Origin of the sequence: Kitasatospora sp. NPDC091257 (genome assembly GCF_044757675.1) — a bacterium.
In the GTDB taxonomy this organism is placed as follows: Bacteria; Actinomycetota; Actinomycetes; order Streptomycetales; family Streptomycetaceae; genus Kitasatospora; species Kitasatospora lactacystinica.
This window is the reverse complement of the sequence record NZ_JBIVVI010001771.1, coordinates 1-1,247: the sequence shown is the minus strand read 5'-3', so window position 1 is coordinate 1,247 and position 1,247 is coordinate 1. Positions and strand designations below refer to the sequence as shown.

Genomic DNA, 1,247 nt, shown 5'->3' with positions numbered 1-1,247 from the left:
CCACGTCGGCACCGTTCCCGCCCTGCGCGTCCGGCGCGACACACTCGTCATCCCCCTGCGGCCCTCGGTCGGCCTCGCCCCTCCTGCCGGCCGCTCGCCCATGGATCCGGCCGCGGCAGGAGTCGGGTTCACGATCCGGTTGCCGCGGGTAGGCAGGTGAGCACCAGGAGTGGCCAGCGGTAGCAGGAGGGAACCGGAATGAGCGGTCAGCCGGCAGGGACGACGGACGACGGCGGTACCCGGGCCGCGGCACCGTACGACGAGGCCGATGTCATCTTCCACGGCGGGGAGATCGTGACGGCGGCCGCCGACTCCGAGGAGTCCGACCCGCGCCCCGAGGCGGTGGCCGTCAAGGACGGTGTCATCGTCCACGTGGGTGACTACCAGGAGGCCGCCGACCGCTGGCAGGGGCCGCGAACGCAGGTGCGCGACCTCGCCGGCCGCGCCCTGCTGCCCGGGTTCATCGACGCCCACGGCCACCTGGGCGGTATCGGCCTGCAGGCCACCCTCGCCAATCTGCTGGCCGATCCCGACGGCGACGTCACCGACATCGCCTCGCTCCAGGAGAAGCTGCGCGCGTGGGCGAAGACCCCGGTGGGCGCCTTCTCCCAATGGATCATCGGGTTCGGCTACGACGACGCCATGCTCGCCGAGGGCCGGCACCCCACCCGCGAGGATCTCGACAAGGTGTCCACCACCCGGCCGGTGCTGGCCATCCACCAGTCCTTCCACCTCGGGGCGGTGAACAGCCGCGGCCTGCGGGAGCTGGGCTGTACCAGGGCCAGCGCGGACCCGGACGGCGGCGTCATCCGCCGCCGGCCCGGCCCCGTGGCCCGGCCGTACGGCGAGCCCAACGGCGTCCTGGAGGAGACGGCCTTCAGCCCGGCCTCCGAAAAGGCCACCGAGGGGCTGCCGCCGACCGCGCTGGCCGCCCTCTTCGGCAAGGGCGTGGCGTCGGCCGCGAGCTTCGGCTTCACGACCGTCCAGGAGGGCGGCGCCACGCTGAAGAACCTCAAGGCCCTGCGGGACGCCGCCGCCGTCGTGCCGTTCAAGATCGACGTCGTCGCCTACGCGCGGGCCGACGAGGCGACGGCCTCACCGGAGCCGGACCCGGTCGGCGCGAGCCAGGAATACCACCGGGGTGTGCGCGCGGCCGGCGTGAAGATGTACCTGGACGGATCCCCGCAGGGCCGCACGGCCTGGCTCACCGAGCCCTACCAGGAGCGGCCGGAGGGCACGCCCGAGGG

General features: G+C 73.9%; 1 protein-coding gene. It reads left to right on the top strand.

The window, feature by feature from the left end; all coding sequences use genetic code 11:
• Positions 1-198 precede the first annotated feature (198 nt).
• The coding region (locus tag ACIQOV_RS41915; RefSeq protein WP_401056460.1) for an amidohydrolase at positions 199-1,247 on the top strand (1,049 nt) is incomplete at its 3' end.